A 24,604-nucleotide genomic window follows, 5' to 3' on the forward strand; every position below is an offset into this window, starting at 1 on the left:
ATGGCCCGAATCCGCAGCATCACGGGATTTAAGACATAGAGGATTCGGTGCCGGTTGCCAAGCGTCTGACCGCAATATCTGGGGTGGCGCCCCGGCGTCATCCAAGGTGTTGTGGTGGGTTGCGGTCGGGATCAGCGCGGACGAGGACGCCCGCGCCTTGAAATCAAGGCCCCGCCTTACTCGGCGCGGGGCAGGCCCAGACCGCCGCCGGACGCGTCGCCCGGTACCGGCGGCAGAAGCGAGTCACCCGAGGGCAGCGCGGGCGCGGTACCCGATGCGGGCGCATCGACGCCGATACGGTCCAGAACCGACGAGCCGGCCGAATTCTGCGCTGCGATGATCGTCAGAGCGATCGACGTGCAGATAAAGGCGATCGCCAGTCCCCAGGTCACCTTGCCAAGCGCCGTCGCGGCGCTGCGGGCGTTGACCAGACCGCCGCCGCCACCGCCGCCGCCAAGGCCCAGACCGCCGCCTTCGGAGCGCTGCAGAAGCACCACGCCGATGAGCGAGAGCGCGAGGATCAGGTGGACGATCAGAATGACGTTTTCCATTGGGGTCGGGGACCTTTGGCTATGTGCGATGGGACATGTATTCGACGCAGGCCCAAGCTGCAAGTGTCGAGGGGGCTCTGCCCCCGCGCGCCGATAGCGCGCCCCCCGGGATATTTGAGAACAGGCGAAATGGCCGGGCTGATCGAGGTCAAAGCGGGCGGTGCCGGACCGTGATCGGATGGGGCCGGGAAAAGGAGGACGCGAGATGTACAAGAATATCCTGATCGGCATCGATCTGAACCACGAGGCGGATTACGCCCGCGAACTGCATGTGGCCGCCCATCTGGCAGAGGACAACAATGCAAGGCTGACCGCCCTTTCGGTCCTGCCGCCAATTCCGGCCTATGTGGCGGGGCAGGTGCCGAAAGAGGCCGTAGAGGCCGCATCGGAGGATGCCATGCACCACCTCCGCCGGATCATCGGGCCCACATCCGAGATCGCAAGCGAGATCCGGCATGGCGCGCCCGCCGACGAGCTGATGGCCTATGCGGCGGCCCATGACATCGATTGTATCGTGATCGCCTCGCACCGGCCGGGCCTGAAGGACTACTTCCTCGGCTCCACGGCGGCGCGTGTGGTGCGTCACGCCGCCTGCTCGGTGCATGTGATCCGCTAGGCCGGCGCGGGCCGCCGTCAGTCGTCGTCGTGGGTCAGTTCCGGCACGTCCGACGCACCCGCCGACCCTCGGCCCGAGAGCGACGGGTTCTCCATGAAGAACCGGTGGCAGTTGAAGGCGGTCTCGCCCTCGGGCGCGCCGGGGCGTTCGAAGCTGCCATCAGGCTTCAGAATCCAGCTTTGCGCGACGTCTGCCAGGTTAGCCGCCATGATCTGACTGACGATCTGTGCCTTGACCGTGGGGTTCACCGCCTCGATCAGGGTTTCGACACGCCGATGCAGGTTCCGGCCCATCCAGTCGGCGGACGAGATATAGACCCGCGCCTTCTTGTGCGGCAGGCCGCGCCCCGCACCGAAACAGACGATGCGGGAGTGCTCGAGAAAGCGCCCCACAACCGACTTCACCCGGATGTTCTCCGATAGCCCCTTGATGCCGGGCCGAAGCCCGCAGATGCCCCGCACGATCAGGTCGATCTTCACGCCGGCCTGACTGGCGACATAAAGCGCGTCGATCACGTCGGGATCGACGATCGAGTTCATCTTGGCCCAGATCTCGGCGGGCTTTCCGGCAAGGGCGTATTCCGCTTCCTCTGCAATCCGCTCCAGAAGCGTGTCCTTGAGCGTCAGCGGCGAGATCGCGAGGTTCTCCATCCCTTCGGGCTGAGCATAGCCGGAGAGATAGTTGAAGAGCTTCGTGGCATCCCGCCCGAGCGCCGCGTCGCAGGTGAAGAGCGACAGGTCGGTGTACACTTTGGCGGTGATCGGGTGGTAATTGCCGGTGCCGTAATGCGTATAGGTGACCAGCTCGCCCCCTTCGCGGCGGACCACGGTCGAGACCTTGGCATGGGTCTTGTAGTTGAGAAACCCATAGACGACGTGAGCGCCCGCGCGTTCCAGCATACGGGATTGCCGGATATTGGCGGCCTCGTCGAAGCGGGCCTTGAGCTCCACCAGCGCCGTGACCGACTTGCCGTCCTCCGCCGCCTCGCAGAGAGCCGAGACGATCGGGCTGTCGCGCGAGGTACGGTAGAGCGTCTGCTTGATGGCCACCACGTTCGGGTCGGCGGCGGCCTGCTTCAGGAACCGCACCACCATGTCGAAGGTCTCGTAGGGGTGGTGCAGCAGCATGTCCTTCTGCCGGATTGCCGCGAACATGTCGCCGTCGTGGTCCTGTACCCGCTCGGGCACGCGCGGCGTGAAGGTGGGCCAGAGAAGGTCGGGGCGTTCGTCCAGCACCAGCTCCTTGAGGTCGGCCAGGCCAATCATGCCGCCAAGCTCGATCACCTCGTCCTCGGCGACACCCAGCTCCTGCATGATGACGCCGCGGAGCGCCTTGGGCGCCTTGGCCGAAATCGTAAGGCGCACGACCTCGCCCCGGCGGCGGCGCTTGAGCGCGACCTCGAACTCGCGGACCAGGTCCTCGGCTTCTTCCTCGACTTCCAGATCGCTGTCCCGAAGGACGCGGAACGCGCAGGAACCCGTCATCTTGTAGCCCGGGAAGAGCCGTTCGAGATGGAGAAGCAAAAGCTCTTCGATGGGCAGAAAGCGCAACCCCCCGTCACGATCCGGCAGGGCCACGAACCGCTGTACCTGCTGCGGCACCGGCAAGAGCGCGCGAAGCGGGCGCTTGTCGGCGCGCCGTTCCAGTTCGAGCGCCAGCGAATAGCCGGTGCTGGCGATGAAGGGGAACGGGTGGGCCGGGTCGATGGCAAGGGGCGACAGGATCGGGAAGACCTGCGCCAGGAAGACCTTTTCCAGATGCGCGCGGTCCACGTCATCGAGAGCGTCGAGATGAGTGATCGTGATCCCGGCCTCGGCCATCTCGTCCTTGAGACCGCTCCAGACAATCTGCTGACGGTCGAGCAGATTGCGGGCGTCTTCGTTGATCAGGACCAGCTGTTCGGCAGGCGTCTTGCCGTCGGCTGCGGGTGTCACGTTCCCGGCATGGGCCAGCTCACGCAGACCGGCGACGCGCACCGTATAGAACTCATCCAGGTTGGTGGCCGAGATCGACAGAAACCGGAGCCGCTCTAGAAGCGGCACGCGGGGATTTTCCGCCTCTTCCAGAACGCGCCAGTTGAACTGCAGCCAGGACAGCTCGCGATTGAAGAACCGCGCGGGCGAATCCAGATCGACGCCGTCCACGGCTGTCGGGTCTGGGAAGGGCGCGTTCAGAAAATCGGTAACCGCGGGCATGGCCTGTCTATCGGAGCGAACTGTAACGACAAGGTGACATTTATCGTGCCATTCCGGGGCCTTTGTCCAGCCGTGCCGCCCGTTCGGGAATTGCGCGCCTTCGGCGCACGCTATGTGTTGCGCGGCTCCGCCGCGCGGTTTCCGAGTATTTGTTCCAAGAAGAAAGGACAATTCGAGTCAAATTTTCTTCTTCTGTTTCGAAATACTCCGGGGTCCGGGGCAGAGCCCCGGTCCGCCGCAGGCCGCTCAGGCAGAGGTCAGGCTTTCCAGCACCCGGCCGGCCATGGGGCGGGTTACCTTGCCGCCCGCGCTCAGCGCCTCGCGGTCGAGGGCGGTGGCGAGGCTTTGGGCGAAGGCAAAGGACCGGTCCATCCGCGGCACCAGCCAGTCGATGATGCGCGGGGGCACCGCCAGCCCGCGGTCGTCGAACTGCTTGACCATGACGGCGGCCAGAAGCGCGTCGTCGGGCGCGTCGATGGCGGTGACATCGGTGGCCATGAGCCGGCTTTTAAGGTCGGGCAGCGTTACCTTCCAGCGGGCCGGCGGTGTCCGGCCGATCAGGAGAAGCGGCAGGCGCCGCTCGGCGAGGCTGTTGTGGAGGTGAAAGAGCGCTTCCTCGGCATCTCCGGCCACCCGGTCGGCGTCGTCGAGCGCCACGGGGCACGTGATTTCGACGGGGGATACGCCGCCAAGCTCGGCGGGCGTCAGGATGCGCGCGCCGGTCTCATCGGCCCAGACCTGGGCCAGATGGCTCTTGCCGCTTGCTTCCGGTCCGATCAGGGCCAGTTTGCCCAAAGGCCAGCCCTCGGGCGCATCGAGCCGCGCCAGCGCCGTCGCATTGGCGGCGCTCACGAAGAAATCCTCGCGGCCGCTGGCCTGACGGACAGGCAGGTCGAGCACAAGCTGGCGTGCCATGGGATCAGGCGTCGTCCTGGTCGGACAGGCCGCGATAGAGGCGGCTGTCCTTGTACTGTTCGATGGCGAAACGGGTGATCACACCGATCGCGGCTGCGACCGGCACGGCCACGAGCAGGCCCACGAAGCCGAAGAGTGCGCCGAAGGCCGAGAGCGCGAAGATCAGCCAGACCGGGTGCAGGCCAACGGATTCCCCCACCAGTTTCGGCGTGAGGATATTGCCCTCGACGAACTGGCCCGACTGGAAGATGGCCCAGACCAGCACGATCCAGAGCCAGTCGCCCCAGAACTGAAACAGCGCCAGGCCGATGGCGAGTATCCCGCCCACCAATGCGCCCACATAGGGGATGAAGGTCAGAGCGCCCGCCACGAAGCCCACGACGAGGCCGAAGTTCAGCCCGACCAGCATCAGCGCGACCGCGTAATAGGCGCCGAGAATCAGGCAGACCGTACCCTGTCCCCGGATAAAGCCCGCCATGGTGCTGTCGATGTCGGAGGCGAGCTTGCGGATCGTCGGCGCGTGATCGCGGGGCAGGAGCGCGTCGATCCGCGCCACCATCCGGTCCCAGTCGAGAAGCAGGTAGAACGCCACCACAGGCACGATCACGAAGAGGACCAGCGCATTCACGACACCCGAGAACGAGCCGAGGATGGTATTGAGAACCTCTCCGCCCTTGGACTGGATCGTCTCGGCGATGGTCGCAAGCGAGCGGCGAATGGTGGAATTGGAGTCCCCGATCTCGGGGAAACGCTCGGTGATCACCGCCTGAAGGTTCTGCAACATCGCGGGCGCGGTCTCGATCAGGTCGGCGGTCTGGCTCACCAACGTCGGGATCACGAGCAGCGCCAGAAGCACGAAGATCAGCAGCGCGAAAACCGTGATGATGCCGGTCGCCACCGCTCGGGAGCAGCCCGCACGTTCCAGCCGGTCCGCGACGGGATCGAGGAAATAGGCGATGGCCGCGCCAAGCACGAAGGGCAGGATCACGTCGCCCAGAACCCAGAGCACGACCAGAAATACCGCCGCGGCGAGACCCCAGTATTTGACCTGATCGCGCACCGGCAATGCCATGCTGCCCTTCCCGAGAAAACACCGATCCTTGGGGTATCGCCGGTTCGGCGCGCGCGCGCAAGGCGGGCTTTGGCGCAGGCCGGGCGGCGAAGGTTGTTGAACGCCCCCCGGCGATGGCCTAGAGCAACCCCGTCCATGCCAACCGGAGACCGGCCATGCGCCTCAGCCGATATTTTCTGCCCGTGCTCAAGGAAACCCCCGCAGACGCCCAGATCGTCAGCCACCGGCTGATGCTGCGCGCGGGTATGATCAAGCAGGCTTCCGCCGGCATCTATTCCTGGCTGCCGCTGGGCTACAAAGTGCTGCGCAGGGTCGAGCAGATCGTGCACGAGGAACAGCAGCGCGCCGGTCACATCCCGGTGCTGATGCCGACGCTGCAATCGGCCGATCTCTGGCGCGAGAGCGGGCGCTACGACGCCTATGGTGAAGAGCTTCTGCGCATCCGCGACCGGCATGACCGGGATATGCTCTACGGTCCGACCAACGAGGAGATGATCACGGATATCTTCCGCTCCTACGTGTCGAGCTACCGCGACCTGCCGCTGACGCTTTATCACATTCAGTGGAAGTTCCGCGACGAGCGGCGCCCGCGCTTTGGCGTGATGCGGGGGCGCGAGTTCCTGATGAAGGACGGCTATAATTTCGACCTGACCAAGGAAGACGCGCTCCACGCCTATAACCGTCACCTTGTGTCCTACCTCCGCACCTACGAGCGGATGGGGCTGCAGGCGATCCCGATGCGTGCCGATGGCGGGCCCATTGGCGGGGACTACACGCATGAATTTCTGGTGCTGGCCGAGACGGGCGAGAGCGAGGTGTTCTACGACAGCGCCGTGACCGACCTGACCTTTGGCGACCGCGAGATCGACTATGACAGCGTCGATCAGTGCCAGGCGATCCTGGAGGAATTCACGTCGCGCTATGCCCGCACCGACGAGACCCATGACGCTGCGATCTTCGACCGCGACGTGCCGTCCGAGCGGCAGAAAAGCGCGCGAGGCATCGAGGTGGGGCAGATCTTCTATTTCGGGACCAAGTATTCCGACGCGATGGGCGCCGCGGTTCAGGGACCGGACGGCAAGCAGGTGAACGTCCATATGGGGTCCCACGGGATCGGGGTCAGCCGTCTTGTGGGTGCCCTGATCGAGGCAAACCATGACGACAAGGGCATCATCTGGCCCGAGGGTGTGACCCCTTTCCATGCGGGGATCGTGAACCTCCGGCAGGGCGACGCGGCCACGGATGCGGCCTGCGACGAGCTTTACAAGGGGCTTGCCGCGAAGGGGCTGGAGGCGCTCTACGACGACCGCGACGAACGGGCGGGCGCCAAATTCGCCACGATGGACCTGATCGGCCTGCCGTGGCGGGTCACCGTGGGGCCGCGCGGGTTGGAAAAAGGCGTGGTCGAACTGACCTCGCGGCGGACGGGCGAAAGCGAGGAGATGTCGGTCACCGCCGCCATTGACCGGCTGGCCCAGATCTACGGCGTCTGAGCCGCCATCCGGTCATTCTGACGCAGCGGACGCAACCAAGCGCGATGTGAACCGTTCACTCTCTGAACACCAAGTTTGGAGAGTAACCATGATCAAGCGTACCCTATTCCTGACCGCAACCGGCATCGGCATGTCGGTGGGCCTTGCCTTTGCAGGCGCTCATACCGGTGTTGCCCCGGTCGAGCAGGGCGAAAAGAACGTGCCCGAGTTCGAACCGGCCTTCGAGATGCAGACCCGCGCGCCGGCCATCAGCAACCCGGTCACGCTGTCGACCGAGACTGTCGTCGAGGGGCTGGCCCATCCGTGGGGTATCGAGGTGCTGCCGGGTGGCGGATATCTCGTCACCGAGCGCGAGGGCCGTCTTCGCGTGATCGACGCCGAGGGCGAGCTTAAGGCCGCGATCAAGGGCGTGCCTCAGGTTCTGAACATGGAACAGGGCGGGCTTCTGGACGTGGCGCTGGCCGAGGATTTCGAACAATCCCGCCGCATCTTTTTCACCTACGCCAAGCCGATGGAGGGCAACATGTCCGCCACCGCCGCCGCGACGGGTGTGCTGAACGCCGACATGACGGTGCTGAGCGAGGTCGAGGACATCTTCGTGCAGGACCCGCCTTCGCCGTCGCCCATGCATTACGGCAGCCGGATCGTGCTGGATGGCGATTATGCCTATGTGACCACGGGCGAACACTTCACGCAGGAAGAGCGTGTGCTGGCGCAGGACAAAGGCGCGACCTATGGCAAGGTGATCCGCGTGACGCTGTCGGGCGAAACGCCCGACGACAATCCCTTCGTTGATGAAGAGGGCAGCGTCGATACGATCTGGACGCTTGGTCACCGGAACGTGCAGGGCGCCGACATCCACCCCGAAACGGGCGACCTCTGGACGCTGGAGCATGGACCCCAGGGCGGTGACGAGTTGAACCTGATCGAGGCGGGCGCGAATTACGGCTGGCCCGAGGTCAGCTATGGCGAGCAGTACGGTGGCGCGCCCATCGGCACGGGCGAGCCGCGCGCCGAGGGCTTCACCGAGCCGCGCTATTACTGGGATCCGGTGATCGCGCCGGGCGGCTTCACCTTCTACGAAGGCGAGATGTTCGACTGGAACGGTGACGTGATCGCCTCGTCGCTCTATCCGGGCGGTCTGGTGCGCCTGACGCTGGACGGTGACAGGGTCAACGGCGAGGCGCGCTATCTGGCCGAAGAACTGGGGCGCGTGCGCGACATCGAGGTCGACGCCGACGGCTCGGTTCTGGTGCTGACGGACTACGCCGATGGCGCGGTGATCCGCGTGATGCCGGCGACCGCGTCGAACTAAAGACCTCGCGGTCCATCCCCGCTTTTCGGGCCGGGCATCCTCTGGGGTGCCCGGCCTTTTTATGCCTGCCGCCGCGGGTCCGGTTGACCAAACCGCGCCATTCGGCGACAGAAGGGAAAACCGGAGCAGACATGGCCAGCCCCGCGCCTTTCTCGAAATACGAATTCCTCATTGCATGGCGTTACCTGCGCGCGAAACGCGCCGAAGGCGGTGTCAGCGTGATGACATGGATCAGCCTCATCGGCATCACTTTGGCCGTCGCAGCGCTGATCATCACGCTGGCCGTGCGCTCGGGCTTCCGGGACGAATTCGTGACCACGATCCTCGGCGCCAACGCCCATGTGACGATCTACAACAGCGCCATCCGGGACGAAAACGGGCGGCTGACCCGCTCGATCCCCGATTATACCGATGTGGCCGCAGAGCTTGCCGCCGTCGAGGGCGTGGTGCGTGCCGCGCCCCTGGTCAAAGGTCAGGTCATGGCCGTGTTCCGGGACCAGAACACGGGCCTGGAAATTCACGGGATCGGGGCCGACGACCTGGCCCAGATCCCCCGTGTGGCCGACCCCGCCACGGGGATCGGCGATCTGGCCAATTTTGCGCAGGGCGTCTCGATCGGGCGCGAGGCGGCGCGGTCACTGGGCATTTCGGTGGGCGACGTGGTACGCCTGATTTCGCCCAACGGAGTCCGGACGGCTTTCGGCACCAGCCCCCGCGTGGGCGAATACCAGGTCGTGCATATCTTCAACTCGGGCCGCTACGATATCGACCGGACGCGGGCCTATATGCCGTTCACCGAAGCGCAGGCGTTTTTCAATCGCGACGGTGTGGCCGACGAGATCGACGTCACCGTGACCGAACCCGAAGCCATCAACGAGATGGTGCCGACGCTTCTGGCCGCGGCGGGCGACAGGGCGCTGGCCTGGACGTGGCAGGATTCGGCGGGCGGGTTCCTGCGCGCGCTCGAGGTCGAGGACACGGTGATGTTCGTGCTGATGAGCGTCCTTGTCCTGATTGCGTCGATGAACATCATCTCGGGCCTCGTCATGCTGGTGAAGAACAAGGGCCGCGACATCGGAATCCTGAGGACCATCGGCCTGACCGAGGGCGCGATCCTCAGGGTGTTCTTCCTGACGGGCGCGCTGGTGGGCACCATCGGCACGATCCTCGGCGTGGTTCTCGGCTGCCTTTTCGCCATCTATTTCGACGCGATCCTCGCCTTCGTGAACGGGGCCGCCGGCGGCGGCGTCTGGGACGGGGCGGTGCGCGGCATCTACCGGCTGCCGGCCAAGCTGGAGGCGGGCGACGTCCTGTCGGCGGTGGCGCTGTCCTTGTTCCTGTCCTGGGGCATTACCCTGTTGCCCGCGCGGCGCGCGGCGCGGATGAACCCGGTGGAGGCCTTGCGCTATGAGTGAGGTTCTGCGGCTTGCGGGCATCGAGAAGACCTACAACCGGGGCAAGCCCAATGCGCTGACCGTGCTCGACGGCGCGTCGATCACGCTGAATGCGGGCGAGGTCGTGGCGCTGGTTGCGCCTTCGGGCGCAGGCAAGTCGACGCTTCTGCACATTGCCGGGCTACTGGACGACGCGGACGCGGGCGAGGTGGCGATCGGCGGAACGGTCTTCACCGGCGCGTCGGATCGGAAGCGCACTGCGGCGCGGCGGGCCGATGTGGGCTTCGTCTACCAGTTCCACCACCTTCTCCCCGAGTTCTCGGCCATCGAGAACGTGATGCTGCCGCAACTGGCCGACGGCGTGGCCGATGGCGCGGCGCGGGAGCGGGCCATGACGCTCCTGGAGCGGGTGGGCGTGGCCAGTCGGGCCGAGAACCGCCCCGCTGCGCTGTCCGGCGGCGAGCAGCAGCGCGTGGCGTTCTGCCGGGCGCTGGCCAACGCGCCGCGGCTATTGCTGGCGGACGAGCCTACGGGGAACCTTGACCCCGCAACTTCGGACACCGTGTTCGGGGCGTTGATGGCGCTGGTGCGCGAGACCGGCATGTCGGCGCTGATCGCCACGCATAACCCCGAGCTTGCCGCGCGGATGGACCGGACGGTGCGGCTGGAGGGCGGGCTTCTGGTCTGACCCGATTTGTTCTGCATCAAGGCCTGGCGGGACGGCGTGCTGTCAGATGAGACAAGGAGGACAGGACATGACCCATTCGATCACAGCATTTCTGGCAGGGGCGCTTCTGGTGCTTGGCACAGGGGCCGCTCAGGCGGCCGACACTGCGGGCCGGACCTCGTATCTCGACCACTGTGCCGTCTGCCACGGTACGGGCGCGCGGGGCGACGGGCCGATGGCGCCTGTGCTGAGCCCGGCGCCTCCGGACCTGACCGGGCTGGCGGCGGCGAATGGCGGGGTGTTCCCGATGGGACGGGTCCTGCGCATGATCGACGGCCGCCGCGAGGTGCTGTCCCATGGCGGGTCAATGCCGATCTTCGGCCTTTTGCTCGACGGGCCGTCGCGCGCGGTTCTGGCACCCGACGGGACCGAAATTGTGGCCAGCGAGTCTCTGGTGGGCATCGCCGAATGGCTTGCTTCGGTTCAGAGGTGAGGCGCAGTTGCATCGGCTGAATCCGGCCCATCCCCCCTTTTTTCTCGAGGAATTCCGGAACATCGGGTCGGGGGGCTGCGTTTTCTTTTCGAAGGCTGATTTTGAAAGGAGAACGTTATGAATTGGGACCAGATCAAAGGCGAATGGCTGCAACTCAAGGGCTCGGCGCGCGAGCGTTGGGGCGAGATGACCGATGACGAGCTGCAGGAAGCGCGCGGCGAGCGCGAACAGCTGATCGGGCTGGTGCAGTCGAAATACGGCAAGGCGCGCGCCGAGGCGGAAGCCGAGGTCGACGCGTGGCATGCCGAACTGAAAGGCGCTGCGTAAGAGCGCTTTGGGCACAGCCCCAAGGGTGCGCCCAGCAGACATGCGCCGGAGGTCCTGACGGGCCTTCGGCGTTTTTCATTTGCGCCCGGCTTCGCCGGTCGCGGTGGGCCGCCAGCGGCGGTCTTTCGAGTATTTTTGAACAGAAGAAGCGGGCTGTTCGTCCCTTGTGTCTCCGTCCTTCGTTCGGGCGGGTGGGGAAGAGAGCGGCGCCGCTCGGGTGCGCCGGTTTCCTGTCTTGGGTCCTTGGGCGTGGTGCCCTTCGGTGGCCGTCTAGGACCGGGAGGCGTGCGAGGGGGTGTCAGCCCCGTCCCGTGAGGGCGCGCGCGTCCCGCGAAACCATTCTGGCAGGCGGGTTGGGGTAAGTGGCCCCGCGCCGCCTGTGTCGTTCGAACGGGGGCAGGTATCGCAGGCAAAGGTTAGGGGCCGGTGTGGCGTCCGCGCGGTGGGGCGCCGGGCGGTGCAACGGCCGCGTCAGCCAATATACACCCAGGCGGCGGTGCCGAAGGTGGCGAGGGTGTAGAGCGAGAAGACCGGATGGGCGGCGGTGAAGCGGAGGCCCAGCGGGTCCTTGAACCTCAGCCAGTCGGCATAGTCGTCGCGGAAGCCTTCGCTCACCACGAGGAGGACGCCCAGAACCAGCACCCAGAGCGCGATCGCGCCGATCATCAGGACGTCGGGGGTCAGGGACATCGCGCCTCCTTTCGCGCATGGCGCGTCCGCAAAGACTAGCGTGCGGGAAGACCGGCGGGAAGCGGTGGGGCGGCTTTCGGGAGGGTGCATGGCGGGTGGGCCTTGGCCGGACCCCTGATGGCGGCGTTAAAACGCGGATGCCGGAGAGGCCGGGCGCGGGCCCGGCCTTTGGCCCCAAGGGGCTACTTGCCGACCTTCTTGCCGCCCACCATGGGCGCGTGTTTGAGCGAGGCGGGGGCCTTGGGCTTTTCCTTCTTCGGCTTCTTGGCCTCTTTGTTTCCCTTGTTCTTTTCCTTCGACATGTGGTCACTCCTGAATGCGCCCGGCCCTCTCGGGGCGGCGGGACGGTCATGCTTTCAGAAGATCAGGGGGGTCGGACCGGTCCGGCTGCGCCGGCAAAACGTCCGGTGGACGTTTTGAGGTCCGAACGGGCGGAGCCCCTTCGTCGGTCCTTCGCCTTAGCCGTTCCATCGGCGGGGCGGTCGGATCGGAAGGGCGGCGCCCGGTTTGCCACGATGATCCCTTGGGGCAGCAGGCCGGTGGCCTGCGGGGTGGAGGGTGCGCCTGATTGGGGTGAGTCGCAATGGGCTTTGTGTGCTCGGTGGGGCGAGGGTAGACCGGGCTTAAGCCCGGCTTTCGGGCAGATGGTGGGTAGGGTGGGAGTTCACCCCACCGTGGCGTCAGCAGAGACGGCGCGACATGCCGGGGTGAAACCCCGGCCTAGTAGTGTTTCGAGTAATGAGAAGTTCTATAGGAACTCCGACCTTCAGCGATCGACAGCGAGGCCAGGTTAATATTTTGACCGGATTGCAACTGCGTGATCTATCCAAGCTGCAATATTCGCCGATATTCGACTGTAGGCGGTCCTACTATCGACGTTACCAGGGTCCAAGACGGGAACTATTCGATCCAGCGGTACGCCTCTTACATTGAATTCGGAAAAAGGATTGTTTCCCGGATAGCTCTGATAGCCATAGCGATCCTGTAGGCGATCAATTCTTACGCCTAGTAGGCCCTTTCCAGAGTTCCAACCCTCAAGAATTTCGTAATTGATCCACTTTCGTCCTGCAGTTTCGGCGCCAATCAAGACTACGACACATGATTTCCCATGCATCTGATTTGAAATCCACCGTGTGATAGCTTGGTCGCCTCCCCGCTTGATCTGTTCCCAATCATTGTCTGAGGCAACGCGGTTACCGTCGACCATTCCAATATTTCTCACTTGGCCTGCTCTCCAGGCGTCATTTGAATAGTGGAAGCTGAAGAAGACTCTCTTAACCATTGAAATAGCCCTAGTTCGTATGATGCCGCTGCAATAATGGATAGTAGAATAATACCGTGAAATGCTACCAAGGTTTTCGAGAATGTTGCAGAAATCCAACCGCCAACATCTATTGATAAGTCGCTAGCATTCATGTCAAAATTTACTGGAATATCTGTGTTCTTGCGTACTCTTTCATAGTGAGCACGATACTTTCTCTCTTCCCACAAGAAGTAGCCATCGAGACCCCAAAATACGGCCAGCGGAACGATAGAAAATAAGCCGAGGCCAAGGCTGCCTTGGTTGACGGCAAACGAAAGCAGTGCCGTGACGATGAGAACGGTCCAGCCTTTCAAAAGAAACGAATTGGTGGATAGGCGATTCACTACGCCTTGAATAAATTCTAGATGCTTAATTCGAGGTTCATCCATATATCAAACATCCAACTCCTCAACAAACCGCGCGTTCTCCTGAATATACTGAAACCGCAGTTCCGGCTTCTTGCCCATCAGGCGCTCCACCAGGTCGCCGGTTTCGCCGGGTTCGTCCTCGTCGATGGTCACGCGGATCAACGTGCGTGATTTCGGGTCCATCGTCGTCTCTTTCAGGTCCTTGGCGTCCATCTCGCCCAGACCCTTGAAGCGCTGCACGTCGATCTTGCCCTTGCCGCCGAGACCTTTCGCCAGCGCCGCTTCCTTCGCGGCGTCGTCGGCCACGTAGAGGCGGTTGGCCCCCTGCGTCAGCCGGTAGAGCGGCGGGCAGGCGAGGTAGAGGTGGCCCTGGTCGATGAGGGGGCGCATCTGGGTGAAGAAGAAGGTCATCAGCAGCGACGCGATATGTGCGCCGTCGACATCGGCGTCGGTCATGATGATGACCTTCTCGTAGCGCAGATCGTCGAGGTTGAAGCGGGTGCCGAGGCCGACGCCGAGCGCCTCGCAGAGGTCGCTGATCTCGGTGTTCGAGCCCAGCTTGGAGGACGCTGCGCCGAGAACGTTCAGGATCTTGCCCTTGAGGGGCAGAAGCGCCTGTGTCTCGCGGTTGCGGGCGGCCTTGGCCGAGCCACCCGCTGAATCCCCCTCGACGAGAAAGATTTCGGTGCCCTCGCGGGACTTGGCGGTGCAGTCGGTCAGCTTGCCGGGCAGGCGCAGCTTCTTGGTGGCGCTTTTGCGCTGGGTTTCCTTTTCCTGACGGCGTCTCAGGCGTTCTTCGGCGCGGAGGACGAGGAAATCGAGGATGGCGCCCGCGGACTTGGTGTCGGCGGCGAGCCAGTTGTCGAAATGGTCGCGGACGGCACCTTCGACCATCTTGGCGGCGGCCTCGGTCGAGAGGCGGTCCTTGGTCTGGCCCACGAATTGCGGCTCGCGGATGAAGACCGAGACGAGGGCCGAACCGCCCGCGGTCAGGTCCTCGCGGGTGATCTGGCCCGCCTTGCGGTTGCCCACCAGTTCGCCATAGGCGCGGATGCCCTTGAGGATCGCGGCCCAGAAGCCCGCCTCGTGGGTGCCGCCCTCGGGCGTGGGGACCGTGTTGCAGTAGGACTGGATGAAGCCGTCGCGGGCAGGGGTCCAGTTGATGGCCCATTCGACCTTGCCGGGCTGGCCGAATTTCTCGTGGAAATCGACGAGGCCCGCGAAGGGGCGGTCGGCATAGGTGGTGGCGCCGGCGAGGGTTTCCGACAGGTAGTCGGACAGGCCGCCGGGGAAGTGGAACGTGGCCTCGGTGGGCGTCTCGCCGTCGTCGATCTGGGATTTCCAGCGGATTTCGACGCCGGAAAAGAGATAGGCCTTGGAGCGCGCCATCTTGAAAAGGCGGGCGGGTTTCATCTTGAGAGAGCCGAAGATCTCGGCGTCGGGATGGAAGGTCACGGTGGTGCCCCGCCTGTTTGGGGCGGCGCCCAGCTTTTCGACCGGACCCTGCGGGATGCCGCGCGAGAAGGACTGCGCGAAAAGCTCGCGGTTCCGCGCGACCTCGACCCGGAGCGTGTCTGAGAGGGCGTTCACGACGCTGACGCCGACGCCGTGAAGGCCGCCCGAGGTCTCGTAGGCTTTGCCCGAGAACTTGCCGCCCGCATGGAGCGTGCAGAGGATGACCTCGAGGGCGGACTTGTCGGGGAACTTGGGGTGCGGGTCGACCGGGATACCGCGCCCGTTGTCGCGGATCGTGACCGAGCCGTCGGCGTTCAGCTCGACCTCGATCCGGTTGGCGTGGCCTGCGACGGCCTCGTCCATGGAGTTGTCCAGCACCTCGGCCACGAGGTGGTGAAGCGCGCGTTCATCCGTGCCGCCGATATACATGCCGGGGCGCTTGCGGACGGGTTCGAGACCTTCGAGCACCTCGATGGAGGTGGCGTCATAGGTGTCGGACGAGACAGAGGCGAGAAGGTCGTCGGCCATGGGGATTCTGCTCTTTTTTGCTTTGCCGCATTAGAGCAAGCGGCGGGGCCGGGGGCAATGGTCGAGAATGCCGGATCCGGGGTGTGAGATTATGCCTTTTCAGGAAACTAAACGTTTCAGAACTTGAATGTGACGATGAGAGGAGCAGCTGTGCGAGGCGCTTCGCCAAAGGGTATTGGCCTCAATCATATGAAAACAAACATGTTTCTGAGGCGCTGCGGGTCGCGCCGGTCCGGGCGCTGTCTGCGTCCGGCGCGTCCGGCGGCGCGTGCCCGGCGCCCATCTTAACCAGTGTTAATCCTTCCCTGATCCTCAGGCCTTCTGTAGCCTCGAGAGAGTGTAACTGTGTTCTAGTGGGGGACATCATGAAAACTTCTCTGACAGCCGTGGCTGTGGCCGTGGCTTTTGCAGCATCCGCCGGAATGGCGTCTGCAGCGACGTATAACTTTAAGGAATTGGCGGACGGATCGGCAGGCGAGTCGGCTTACACCACCTACAGCATCGGTGGCATCGATTTCACGGCGACCCAGAACCTGGATTCGGGTGAAGAGGGCGATAACGGCGCGGAAGCCGCCGTCGTCTATCTTGACGCGGGCAACGCTGGCATGGGCGTCTGTGGTTACGCCAACAACATTGGCCCCAACCCGGAGTCCGGCGCGAATGTCTGCCTGAACGCGGATGGCGGCGGCAATTCCAGCGACGACAGCATCCAGTTTGAGAAAGAGGAAATCCTCTATCTCTCTGCGACCGATGGCGATGTCGTGCTCGAATCGATCTGGGTCAACTACAACCATGATCGCAATTCGGGCGAATTCGACGCCTGGACCTGGGTGATCGGTGGCACCACCTATACAAGCGCAGATCTCATTCCGGATACCCTGGGCGACAGCGGTGGCGCGGACTGGCGCATCGATCTCGGGCTGATCATCAGCGACGAGCCGACTTCGATCTGGATGACCGCTGGCCCGAACTCCTACATCTCGGCCATGTCTGTGTCGGCTGTTCCGCTTCCGGCCGGTGGCCTGCTGCTTCTTGCGGGTCTGGGCGGTCTGGCCGCGCTGCGTCGCAAGCGCGCCTGACGCAAACTTCATTCCGGAAAGGGCCCGCGCACGCCGCGGGCCTTTTTCATTTCCGGCCGAAGAGGCGCGAGAAAAACCCGCCAACGCGGTCGCGCGCTATGTCCACGTCTTCTTCGATATCCTCGATCACCGGGTCGATCCGCGCCTGACGGAAATTCCGCCAGAGCCGCCAGATCGTGGCGCTGATGATTAAGACGATGGTCAGGAAGATGATGTTGAACCAAGGGATCAGCCGTGTGTCCGGCCCGGGGACGGGCTCGATCGAGGTGGCGTTGGGAAAGATCGAGAAGATCTGCGCGCGCCAGCCATAGTGCCGGACGGCCACCCATGTGGGCGCTGTCTCTGTCGAGACGAGGTTTCGCGCCTGCGTCTGCAAATCCGCCGTATCGAACTTGAAATAGGGCGGCCAGCCCCAGCCTGTGTCCTCGTTCCGGAAGACCAGCGGCGATCCGTCGGGCTGGATCGTCTCGATGAAGAACACGTCGCGGTTGACGTTCGAGACCGCATCGCCCGCGCCGGAATTCTGCCAGAAGGTCGAATTCGAGCCGAAGTCCACGCGCCGCACCTCGGTGTTCACGATGCGCACGATATCGCGGTCGGGCAGGTTGTAGTGAAACACCCCCGCGATGACGAGGAAGACGATGATGCGTGCGGTCCAGGCGATATATTTCATGAAGGTAAAGGTGGGCCTTCGGGGCGCCTTCGGCAAGGTCTTTTCCGAGAGCCCGCGCCATGGCAGGGTTCGCCCATGAGACTTGAGGGAAAGACCGCGATCGTCACCGGAGCCGGCTCGGGCTTTGGCCGGGGCATTGCGCTGGCTTTTGCGCGCGAGGGCGCGGCGGTGATGGTCGTCGATATCGACAGTGAAGCGGCCTTCGAAGTCGCACGCGAAATCGGCGATACGCGTCTTGCGTGGCGCGCAGATGTCTCCTCGGACCGCGCGGTCGAGGCTATGGCGAAGAACGCCATGACGCTCTGGGGCCGGATCGACATCCTGGTGAACAATGCAGGGATCACCCACCTGCCGAAGCCTCTGGAAGACGTCTCCGAAGACGAGTTCGACCGTGTTCTCGCCGTGAATGCCAAATCCGTCTACCTGACCGCCCGCCATATCGTGCCGCTGATGAAAACCGCCGGACGGGGCGCCATCGTCAATATCGCGTCCACCGCCGGGGTCAGTCCGCGCCCAAGGCTCAACTGGTACAATGCGTCCAAAGGCTGGATGATCACGGCGACAAAGGCGATGGCGGTCGAGCTTGCGCCCGAGGGTATCCGCGTCAACGCGATCAACCCGGTGGCGGGAGAGACGCCGCTTCTGGCCAGCTTCATGGGCGAGGACACGCCCGAGATGCGGGCGAAGTTCCTCTCCACCATCCCCGTCGGGCGCTTTTCCACGCCCGAAGACATTGCCGAGGCGGCGGTCTATCTGGCGTCCGATGCGTCCTCGATGGTCACCGGCGTGGCGCTCGAAGTGGATGGCGGGCGCTGTATATGAGCGCGCGTGTGCCCGCCCTTCTGACGGTCTATGCGGGCCGCTTCGAAAGCCAGCCGCTGGCCTTTTCGGCGCTTCTGGATGCGGCGGACAGTCTGCGGATCAAGGTGGACCTCGCCGATGTGGACGTGATCCGCGAGGCGCGCGAGGTGCGGCTGGCGCATTACTTCCGCCCCGCCATCGTCGCCCGGATCGAGGCGGCGCGGGGCGAGGACGATACGCTTCTCGTCGCGCGGCCTTCCACCCTTACGGCCCATCCCGGCTTTCCGCCCCAGGGCGCGCGCGTCCGGCTTCTGGGTCGCTTCGCGGGCGAGGTGGTCGAGGCATGAGGCCGGGGCCGCAGAACGCCATCACCGATGTGCCGGGGCTGACCGTCGGGCAGGCGTCGGACCGGGCGGCGAAGACCGGGGTCAGCGTCGTGGTGGGCGACCGTCCCATGGTCGCGGGCGTCCATGTCATGGGCGGCGCGCCCGGCACGCGCGAGACCGACCTTCTCAGCCCGGACGCGACGGTGCCGGGTGTCGATGCGCTGGTCCTGTCAGGCGGCTCGGCTTTCGGCCTCTCGGCAGCCGAAGGCGTGGTGGCGGGTCTTCGCGCGGCGGGTCGCGGGTTCGAGGCGGCGGGGCATCGTGTGCCGATCGTTCCGGCGGCGATCCTCTTCGACCTCGCCGCGGGCGGCGGCGCGCGCGCTGACGGCCTCTATCGCCGCCTCGGTCGACAGGCATTCGATGCGCGGGGGCTCGATGTGGCGCTCGGCTCGGAAGGGGCCGGCACCGGTGCCACGGTGGCGGGCCTCAAGGGCGGGATCGGCACGGCGTCGGCGGTGCTGCCCTCGGGCACGACCGTGGGCGCTCTTGTTGCGGTCAATGCGCTCGGTCAGGTGACGGTGGGCGACGGCCCCCACTTCTGGGCGGCCCCCTTCGAGGAGGCGGGCGAATTCGGCGGTCTTGGCCCTGCGACCGCTCCGGCAGGACCGCCCCGCACGAAACTCGGGCCGATGAACACGACGATCGCCGTGGTCGCAACCGACGCGCGGCTCGACAAGGCCGGCGCCACCCGCCTTGCCATCATGTCCCATGACGGCATGGCCCGCGCCATCGTGCCCGCGCATACGCCGCTCGACGGAGACCTCGTCTTCGCCGCCTCGACCGCAGAGCGCGATCTCCCCGAGGCCGAGCGCCTCCTCCTCGGTCACGCCGCCGCCACCTGCCTCGCCCGTGCCATTGCGCGGGGCGTGTTCAACGCCAGTACGGCCGAGGGCGACGCCCTGCCCACCTGGGCCGAGACTTTCACCTGACCCTTTCTTCTTGGGAAAAATACTCCCGCCGGAGGCGGAAATCGCCGCGAAGCGGCCCCCCCGCGACGGCGTGAGCAATTGCGAAGCAATCTCCCGAGCCGGCGCAATTCAGGCCAGCAGGGAGCGGACCAGCGGGCTGTCGGGCGCCTCCAGATCGTCGAGAATGTCGAAATGGTGCCGCCCGGGCGCGACACGCTCTTCCGCGCCCCAGGCCTCGGCCAGCCAGCGCGCCTGATCGAGAAAGACCGGGCGCTCCTCGGCACCGACCCAGACGCTGACCGGCACTTCCGGCGCGGGATGCAGAACGGGGCTTTCCGCCTCTGCCTCTGCCGGGTCGAGCCTCAGCCCCTCGTTCATCGCCGTTTCCAGAAGCGGGCGCAGGTCGGCCACCGGCGAGAGCGGCACGATCCGCCTCAGCCTTTCCCGCACGTCCGGGGCCAGCGCGACGTCGCGGCAGCCCATGCGCGCCACCAGATGCCCGCCCGCCGAATGGCCCGTCAGGACGATGGGACCACGCACCAGAGCCGCCGCCGCCGTGACGGCGCCTGCGATGTCGCGGGTGATCTCGGCAATCCGCGCCTCAGGCGCGAGCCTGTAGGAGGGCATCGCCACGGCCCAGCCGCGCGCGGTCAGCCCGGCGGCGAAATGCGACCAGTACCCCCGGTCGAAGCGGAGCCAGTAGCCACCATGGACGAAGACCACGAGCCCTTCGGCCGGCCCCGCGGGATGGAAGACATCCAGCCGCTGCCGCTCGTATGCGCCGTAGGAATGGTTCAGCCGGGCGCGGCCGACGGCGGCCTCGCGCTCGCGGAAGGCCTGCGCGGCGGTTTCCCACCGTTCGATATAGCCGCCCGCATCGGGGATGAAGTCGGCATTGGCATAGGCTTGGCTGGCGTCCATCCGGCGGGCCTTTCTTCCGGGGTCACTCGGTCCTATACCGTCAGGCAAATCAGACCGGGCCGCAAGCGCCCGAAGGGAGACATGCCATGCTCGACACCAAGACCGATCTGACCGCACTTCTGAACGACCCCTCGCTTCTGGAAACCCGCGCCTATCTGGCGGGCGACTGGACCGAAGGCACGGGCGGGCGCAGCTTCGAGGTCGTGAACCCCGCGCGCGGCGACGTGATCGCCAGTGTGGCCGATATCGACCGCGGCCAGATCGCCGCCGCCATCGACCGGGCGCATGCCGCGCAGAAGGACTGGGCGGCGCGGACCGCCAAGGAGCGTGCGAATATCCTGCGCGCCTGGTACGACCTGATGATGGCGAATGCCGACGACCTCGCCACGATCCTGACTGCCGAGCAGGGCAAGCCGCTGGCCGAGGCCAAGGGCGAGATCGCCTATGGCGCGTCCTTCATCGAGTGGTTCGCCGAAGAGGCCAAGCGCGTCTATGGCGAGACGATTCCCGGCCACCAGCCGGACAAGAGGATCACCGTCATCAAGCAGCCCATCGGCGTGGCCGCCGCGATCACGCCCTGGAACTTCCCGAACGCCATGATCACGCGGAAGGCGGGACCGGCGCTTGCCGCGGGCTGCGCCTTCCTCGTCCGGCCGGCCTCGCTGACGCCGCTGTCGGCGCTGGCGCTCGGCGTTCTGGCCGAGCGGGCGGGGCTGCCCAAAGGTATCTTCTCGGTGATCCCCTCGACGGCTTCGTCCGACGTTGGCAAGGAGTTCTGCGGGAACCCGAAGGTGCGGAAGCTGTCCTTTACCGGTTCGACCGAGGTGGGCCGTATCCTGCTCCGTCAGGCCGCCGACCAGGTCATGAAATGCTCGATGGAGCTGGGCGGCAACGCGCCGTTCATCGTTTTCGACGACGCCGATATCGACGCCGCGGTCGAGGGGGCCATCGCCTGCAAGTTCCGCAACAACGGACAGACCTGCGTCTGCGCCAACCGTATCTACGTGCAGGACGGCGTCTATGACGCCTTCGCCGAGAAGCTGGCGGCGCGGCTCGGGCAGATGAAGGTGGGCGACGGGCTGGACGGGGCCGATCTCGGCCCGCTGATCGAGCCCTCTGCCGTCGACAAGGTGCGCGAGCATATCGAGGACGCGACCGCCAAGGGCGGCACGGTCTTCTACGGTGGCTCGCCCAGCAATCTGGGCGGTCTCTTCTTCGAGCCGACCATCGTGACCGGGGCCACCCGCGAGATGAAGGTGGCGACGGAAGAGACCTTCGGCCCCTTCGCGCCACTCTTCCGCTTCAAGGACGAGGACGAGGTGATCGAGTTGGCCAACGACACGATCTTCGGCCTCGCCTCGTATTTCTATGCCAAGGATATCAGCCGCGTGACAAAGGTGGCCGAAGCGCTGGAATACGGGATCGTGGGCGTGAACACCGGCATCATCTCGACCGAGGTTGCGCCGTTCGGCGGGGTCAAGCAGTCGGGCCTTGGCCGCGAGGGGTCGCATCACGGGATGGATGACTATCTCGAGATGAAATACATCTGCACCAGCGTCTGAGAGGGTTTGCGCCGGCCTTCGGCCGTCGCGGTGGGGCGATCGCTGACGCGATCGCCATTGGGGGCTCTGCCCCCGCCGCCCTTCGGGCGTCTCCCCCGGGATATTTCGAAACAGGCGAAGAAGCCGTGTCGTGTCTCTTGAGGGGGCGGACATGGCGTCAGGCTGGACAGGACGCAAGGTCCGCGCCGCCTGGACCTGGGATCGGTCAAATGCTGCGACGCCTCCGCCTGCCGTTTCAGCGGGACAGCGCCTCGGCGAGGCGCATGAGGTCGATCGCTTCGGCGCGGTAGCCGAAGGGGTCGTCGCCGCGCGCGCCGGTGGCGAGGTCGATCGCCTCGTCAAAGCCCCAGCCGCCGAGATAGTGCCCGCCCCTGAGAAGCTGACCGAAGCCGGCGACCGCCACCGAGAAGTGCACATCCGGCGTGGCCGTGCCCATCTCCGGCAGGATCGGTGTCTCGATGAGCTTGCTCTGTTCTTCTCCCGGTTCCTTGTAGCGGAGTTTGAGGTATCCGAGTTCGCCTGACGGGTCCGTGACAGAGCTGTCGTCGGCGTAGCGGAGCGGGCCGGTCAGAACGGCGTCCGAGCCGACCGGCGTGACCTCGTAGATTGCGGTCACACGGTGCCCCGCGCCGATATCGCCGGCGTCGACCCTGTCGTTGTTGAAATCCTCGCGGGTGAGGCCGCGCGTCTCGTAGCCGATCAGACGGTATTCGGCGATCCGGGCCGGGTTGAACTCGACCTGCACCTTCACGTCGCCCGCGATAGGAAAGAGCGCGCCGGTCAGCTGGTCGACCAGCACCTTCCGGGCCTCGGAGAGCGTGTCGATATAGGCGGCCTGCCCGTTTCCGTTCTGCGCGAGCGCCTGCATCGTGGCGTCGTCGAGATTGCCGCGTCCGAAGCCGAGAACGCTCAGATACGTGCCGCTGTCGCGTTTCCGCGCGATCAGGTCTTCGAGCGCGCTCGGGTCCGAGAGCCCGACGTTGAAATCGCCGTCCGTCGCGAGGATGACGCGGGTCACTTCGCCATCCGCCGCCATGGCCTCGGCCGTGCTGTAGGCCTGTTCAAGGCCCGCCTCGCCCGCGGTCGAGCCGCCCGCCTCAAGCCGGTCGAGGGCGGCGAGGATGGTGCTGCGCTCGGTAGCCGGGGTGGGCGGCAGGACCTGACCGGCGCTGCCGGCATAGGTCACGATCGAGACCTCGTCCTGGGGCCGTAGTTCCGACAGCATCAGGCGGAAGGACTGCTTGAGAAGAGACAGCTTGTTCGGTGCCTGCATGGAACCGGAGGTGTCGATGAGGAAGACGAGGTTCAGGGGCGGGCGATCTACGATGGCGGGAAGCGTGCCTTGCAGGCCGATATGGACGAGTTCCGTGCCGGCATTCCACGGGCTGGGCAGCACCGTGACGGTGGTCGAGAAAGGCGCGTCTCCTGTGGGTGCCGGATAGTCATAGGGAAAGTAGTTCACCATTTCCTCGACTCGGACCGCGGCCTCGGGGGGCAGCATCCCGGCCATGAGGGACGAGCGGACGACCGCGTAGGAGGCCGTGTCCACGTCCACCGAGAAGGTCGAAACGGGCTCGTCGCGCGTGACCTTGACGCTGGAAGGCGCCTCGTTGGCGAAAGCCTCTGTGTCGGCCTCCTGAAGGGCTGTGCCCGGTTCGGGTGCGACGATGACCCGCCGAGCGGAGGGGGGCACGACGAGGGCCTCGTCCATCGCGGTCAGACCCGTGGCGCGGCTTTCCTTCTGGAGGATCTCTGCCTCTGGCACGGCCATCTCGGCGGCAGCTGGGGCGCGGATCGTTCGGTCGATCACGATCGGGCGCGTCGCGGGTGCGATGGGTGCAGTCTCTACCGCAACGGCCTCGGGGGCCTCGGCCAGATCGGCCAGGGGCGGTGTCTCGGCCTCGGCCGGGGCCTGCCGGGGGGCGGCCGTGTCCGTTCTCAGGCCGGCCGGGCCGCTCAGGTCAGGGGCCAGCACCCGATCGCCGAGGGGCGTCAGCACCAGAAACCCCACGGCGACCAGCGCCGTCGTGGCGGTCAGGCCGCCGCGTGTGGTGATTGCATCGATCATCCGTCTCACTCCTTTTCCGAATGCGCCCTTTTCGGGGGCATCGGATGTGAGACGGGCGCGGGCGCTGCCTTCTTGGAGCGCACGGAAATTTTTCTGCGCCTCGGCGAGGGTGCGGGCCTTGCGCGCCGCGTCCGGCGTGGGCGTGGCGCTGTCAAAGGCGCGTTTCAGGTCGTCGAAGTCGTCGCTCATGCCTCGGCCTCCTTGAGGGCCTTCAGGTGTTTCTTGGCCTCCGAGATCCGCCAGCTGACTGTGCCTTCGCTGACCCCGAGAACTTCGGCGGCCTCTCTGTGCGTCAGGTCGTCCAGGACCAGCGCCACCGTGTCGCGCAGGGCTTCCGGCAATGTGGACATGGCGTCTTCGAGCCAGGTCTGCGCGGCGGCGGCCTCGGTCGCCTCGCTGCGCCGTGCGCGCTCGACCTCGCCCCAGCCGAGCGCGGCGCGGCTCCGGCTGGCGCTCCGGCGACGGCGGTCGGACGCGGCGTTGACGACCACGCGGTAGAGCCAGGTCGTGAACCTGGCATCGCCCCGGAACCCGCGTAGCTTGGCCGGGAGGGCCAGGGCGACATCCTGGGTCAGGTCCTCTGCCTCGGCGGCGCGCCCGGTCAAGCGAAAGGCAAGGCGGAACACCCGGTCGTAATGGCGCGCGAGCAGGGCCGCGAAGGCGGCGTCGTCGCCTGCTGCGGCAGCCATGGCCAATCTCTCGTCGCTCGCTTCCATGCGCATCACGATGGGTATGACGGCGGCCAGCGGTCAATCCTTGGCGGGTGAATGAAAAAAATATTGCGTGGGCGGAGGGCTTGCTGGGGGCTCTGCCCCCGACGCGCG

Annotated in this window: 24 protein-coding genes; 12 read left to right on the forward strand and 12 right to left on the reverse strand. The window is 65.5% G+C overall.

Annotation, left to right across the window (positions count from 1 at the left end; genetic code table 11):
• Positions 1–176 precede the first annotated feature (176 nt).
• On the reverse strand, positions 177–551 hold the full coding sequence (secG, locus tag GQ651_RS13355) for a preprotein translocase subunit SecG (RefSeq protein ID WP_160764737.1): 375 nt from the start codon (positions 549–551) through the stop codon (positions 177–179).
• Between the two features lie 205 nt (positions 552–756).
• On the opposite strand from secG, the gene GQ651_RS13360 reads away from it, so the two are divergent.
• Positions 757–1,167, forward strand: a complete 411-nt coding sequence (locus GQ651_RS13360; RefSeq protein WP_160764738.1) for a universal stress protein — start codon at positions 757–759, stop codon at positions 1,165–1,167.
• A 17-nt stretch (positions 1,168–1,184) separates the two neighbouring features.
• On the opposite strand, the gene GQ651_RS13365 is transcribed toward GQ651_RS13360, so the two are convergent.
• The 3 genes from GQ651_RS13365 to GQ651_RS13375 all read right to left on the reverse strand — a co-directional run bounded on the left by GQ651_RS13365 (position 1,185) and on the right by GQ651_RS13375 (position 5,349).
• Positions 1,185–3,362, reverse strand: a complete 2,178-nt coding sequence (locus GQ651_RS13365; protein ID WP_160764739.1) for an RNA degradosome polyphosphate kinase — start codon at positions 3,360–3,362, stop codon at positions 1,185–1,187.
• Between the two features lie 246 nt (positions 3,363–3,608).
• Positions 3,609–4,277, reverse strand: a complete 669-nt coding sequence (locus GQ651_RS13370; RefSeq protein WP_160764740.1) for a P-loop NTPase family protein — start codon at positions 4,275–4,277, stop codon at positions 3,609–3,611.
• Between the two features lie 4 nt (positions 4,278–4,281).
• Complete coding sequence (locus GQ651_RS13375) at positions 4,282–5,349, reverse strand: AI-2E family transporter (protein ID WP_160764741.1); 1,068 nt, start codon at positions 5,347–5,349, stop codon at positions 4,282–4,284.
• A gap of 155 nt (positions 5,350–5,504) precedes the next feature.
• Between GQ651_RS13375 and proS the strand changes: the two genes are divergently transcribed.
• From proS to GQ651_RS13405, 6 genes are all read left to right on the forward strand, one after another.
• A complete protein-coding gene (gene proS, locus GQ651_RS13380; protein ID WP_160764742.1) occupies positions 5,505–6,842 on the forward strand; it encodes a proline--tRNA ligase in 1,338 nt (445 codons plus the stop codon).
• 130 nt (positions 6,843–6,972) lie between these two features.
• Positions 6,973–8,157: a PQQ-dependent sugar dehydrogenase gene (locus GQ651_RS13385; protein WP_160765168.1), complete on the forward strand. Its 1,185-nt coding sequence runs from the start codon at positions 6,973–6,975 to the stop codon at positions 8,155–8,157.
• A gap of 131 nt (positions 8,158–8,288) precedes the next feature.
• On the forward strand, positions 8,289–9,572 hold the full coding sequence (locus GQ651_RS13390) for an ABC transporter permease (RefSeq protein ID WP_160764743.1): 1,284 nt from the start codon (positions 8,289–8,291) through the stop codon (positions 9,570–9,572).
• A complete protein-coding gene (locus GQ651_RS13395; protein ID WP_160764744.1) occupies positions 9,565–10,239 on the forward strand; it encodes an ABC transporter ATP-binding protein in 675 nt (224 codons plus the stop codon). Before GQ651_RS13390 ends, GQ651_RS13395 begins: the two co-directional genes overlap by 8 nt.
• A gap of 67 nt (positions 10,240–10,306) precedes the next feature.
• On the forward strand, positions 10,307–10,711 hold the full coding sequence (locus tag GQ651_RS13400; RefSeq protein WP_160764745.1) for a c-type cytochrome: 405 nt from the start codon (positions 10,307–10,309) through the stop codon (positions 10,709–10,711).
• A gap of 117 nt (positions 10,712–10,828) precedes the next feature.
• Positions 10,829–11,038 (forward strand): CsbD family protein, encoded by a 210-nt coding sequence (locus tag GQ651_RS13405; protein WP_160764746.1) that lies wholly within the window; start codon positions 10,829–10,831, stop codon positions 11,036–11,038.
• 471 nt (positions 11,039–11,509) lie between these two features.
• Here GQ651_RS13405 and GQ651_RS13410 read toward each other — a convergent pair whose 3' ends face one another.
• From GQ651_RS13410 to parE, 4 genes are all read right to left on the reverse strand, one after another.
• Entirely contained in the window at positions 11,510–11,728 is a 219-nt protein-coding gene (locus tag GQ651_RS13410) for a hypothetical protein (protein ID WP_160764747.1), read from the reverse strand.
• Positions 11,729–12,518: 790 nt separating this feature from the next.
• Positions 12,519–13,010, reverse strand: a complete 492-nt coding sequence (locus GQ651_RS13415; protein WP_160764748.1) for a TIR domain-containing protein — start codon at positions 13,008–13,010, stop codon at positions 12,519–12,521.
• Positions 12,947–13,420 (reverse strand): hypothetical protein, encoded by a 474-nt coding sequence (locus tag GQ651_RS13420; protein ID WP_160764749.1) that lies wholly within the window; start codon positions 13,418–13,420, stop codon positions 12,947–12,949. Before GQ651_RS13420 ends, GQ651_RS13415 begins: the two co-directional genes overlap by 64 nt.
• A gap of 3 nt (positions 13,421–13,423) precedes the next feature.
• Positions 13,424–15,382, reverse strand: a complete 1,959-nt coding sequence (gene parE / locus GQ651_RS13425) for a DNA topoisomerase IV subunit B (protein ID WP_160764750.1) — start codon at positions 15,380–15,382, stop codon at positions 13,424–13,426.
• Positions 15,383–15,747: 365 nt separating this feature from the next.
• On the opposite strand from parE, the gene GQ651_RS13430 reads away from it, so the two are divergent.
• Positions 15,748–16,461, forward strand: coding sequence for a VPLPA-CTERM sorting domain-containing protein (locus tag GQ651_RS13430; protein ID WP_227258171.1), 714 nt, complete (start codon positions 15,748–15,750; stop codon positions 16,459–16,461).
• Between the two features lie 46 nt (positions 16,462–16,507).
• Here the strand turns inward: GQ651_RS13430 and GQ651_RS13435 are convergent, their stop codons facing one another.
• Positions 16,508–17,134: a DUF1523 family protein gene (locus GQ651_RS13435; protein WP_160764751.1), complete on the reverse strand. Its 627-nt coding sequence runs from the start codon at positions 17,132–17,134 to the stop codon at positions 16,508–16,510.
• Positions 17,135–17,209: 75 nt separating this feature from the next.
• Between GQ651_RS13435 and GQ651_RS13440 the strand changes: the two genes are divergently transcribed.
• The 3 genes from GQ651_RS13440 to GQ651_RS13450 are packed head-to-tail and all read left to right on the forward strand — an operon-like array spanning position 17,210 to position 19,250.
• Positions 17,210–17,956: an SDR family oxidoreductase gene (locus tag GQ651_RS13440; RefSeq protein ID WP_160764752.1), complete on the forward strand. Its 747-nt coding sequence runs from the start codon at positions 17,210–17,212 to the stop codon at positions 17,954–17,956.
• A complete protein-coding gene (locus tag GQ651_RS13445) occupies positions 17,953–18,282 on the forward strand; it encodes a hypothetical protein (protein WP_160764753.1) in 330 nt (109 codons plus the stop codon). The genes GQ651_RS13440 and GQ651_RS13445 overlap by 4 nt, the downstream gene beginning before the upstream one ends.
• Positions 18,279–19,250 (forward strand): P1 family peptidase, encoded by a 972-nt coding sequence (locus GQ651_RS13450; RefSeq protein WP_160764754.1) that lies wholly within the window; start codon positions 18,279–18,281, stop codon positions 19,248–19,250. The genes GQ651_RS13445 and GQ651_RS13450 overlap by 4 nt, the downstream gene beginning before the upstream one ends.
• Before the next feature lie 108 nt (positions 19,251–19,358).
• Here GQ651_RS13450 and GQ651_RS13455 read toward each other — a convergent pair whose 3' ends face one another.
• Positions 19,359–20,150 carry an alpha/beta hydrolase gene (locus tag GQ651_RS13455; protein WP_160764755.1) on the reverse strand — a complete coding sequence of 264 codons (792 nt, stop codon included), beginning with the start codon at positions 20,148–20,150 and terminating at the stop codon, positions 19,359–19,361.
• Between the two features lie 86 nt (positions 20,151–20,236).
• On the opposite strand from GQ651_RS13455, the gene GQ651_RS13460 reads away from it, so the two are divergent.
• Positions 20,237–21,712, forward strand: a complete 1,476-nt coding sequence (locus tag GQ651_RS13460) for an NAD-dependent succinate-semialdehyde dehydrogenase (protein WP_160764756.1) — start codon at positions 20,237–20,239, stop codon at positions 21,710–21,712.
• 235 nt (positions 21,713–21,947) lie between these two features.
• Here GQ651_RS13460 and GQ651_RS13465 read toward each other — a convergent pair whose 3' ends face one another.
• Together GQ651_RS13465 and GQ651_RS13470 are read right to left on the reverse strand one after the other, a co-directional pair.
• Positions 21,948–23,969: a VWA domain-containing protein gene (locus GQ651_RS13465; RefSeq protein WP_160764757.1), complete on the reverse strand. Its 2,022-nt coding sequence runs from the start codon at positions 23,967–23,969 to the stop codon at positions 21,948–21,950.
• Positions 23,966–24,496, reverse strand: coding sequence for an RNA polymerase sigma factor (locus GQ651_RS13470; RefSeq protein ID WP_160764758.1), 531 nt, complete (start codon positions 24,494–24,496; stop codon positions 23,966–23,968). The genes GQ651_RS13465 and GQ651_RS13470 overlap by 4 nt, the downstream gene beginning before the upstream one ends.
• Positions 24,497–24,604 lie beyond the last annotated feature (108 nt).

This window comes from Kangsaoukella pontilimi (assembly GCF_009830125.1).
GTDB lineage: Bacteria > Pseudomonadota > Alphaproteobacteria > Rhodobacterales > Rhodobacteraceae > Kangsaoukella > Kangsaoukella pontilimi.